This is a genomic window from Vibrio fujianensis, from assembly GCF_002749895.1.
GTDB lineage: Bacteria > Pseudomonadota > Gammaproteobacteria > Enterobacterales > Vibrionaceae > Vibrio > Vibrio fujianensis.
On sequence record NZ_NBUS01000038.1, the window covers coordinates 220,068 to 221,013 of the forward strand.

At 39.6% G+C, this 946-nt stretch carries 1 protein-coding gene; it reads left to right on the forward strand.

Features of this window, described 5'->3' with window-relative positions:
• Positions 1-656, forward strand: a 656-nt coding sequence (locus tag B7C60_RS17875; protein ID WP_245868555.1) for an AAA family ATPase, incomplete at its 5' end; no start/stop codon positions are given.
• Between the last annotated feature and the right edge of the window lie 290 nt (positions 657-946).

A 946-nucleotide genomic window follows, 5' to 3' on the forward strand; every position in this document is an offset into this window, starting at 1 on the left:
AACACTCGGTAGCTCGGTTAGTTGGCGCACCTCCAGGTTATGTTGGCTATGAAGAAGGTGGCTATTTAACTGAAGCTGTACGACGTAAACCTTATTCTGTTCTTTTACTTGATGAGGTTGAGAAGGCACATCCTGATGTTTTCAATATCTTATTACAAGTATTAGACGATGGACGTTTAACCGATGGACAGGGAAGAACGGTCGATTTTCGTAATACTGTGGTGATTATGACTTCTAACCTTGGTTCATCAAGAATTCAAGAGCATTTTGCTTCTTTGGATTATCAAGCGATGAAAGAGCAAGTCATGGATGTGGTGAGTAAACACTTCAGGCCTGAATTTTTAAACCGTATCGATGAAAGTGTTGTGTTCCATCCGTTAGGTAAAGAACATATTAAATCGATAGCCCTTATTCAGCTTGAGCGTTTACGTCAACGTTTAGCAGATAAAGATTATGAGTTGAACGTTAATGATGAGGCGTTAAATTTAATTGCTCAGGTTGGGTTTGATCCGGTTTATGGTGCAAGGCCACTTAAACGGGCAATTCAACAAACGGTTGAAAACCCGCTAGCGAAGTCAATCTTAGCGGGGCAGTTTGTACCGGGAACGCCAATTTATTTAGAAGTCAAAGAGGGACACATTACCGCTCATCAGTAATTCGGTTAAAAAAGAGACTTAGTTGGAGCTAATTAAGTCTCTTTTTATCTCCGGTTTTTATCATCTTTTTTATGGAATTTGGCAGGTTAGCTGTTTTTTTGAGCGTTTAAGCTTAAATTTATAAGAATTGTCGTTTTAGCACTTGCCAAGCTAACCAAACTCCCTATAATGCCGCCTCACTGACACGGCAGACGCCGCAAGGCTTCAGACAGTGTTAGTGGAGGGAAAACTTCTAAAAAAGAAAATTTGAAAAAGTGTTTGACTCTTCAAATTAACTCGTTAGAATTCAC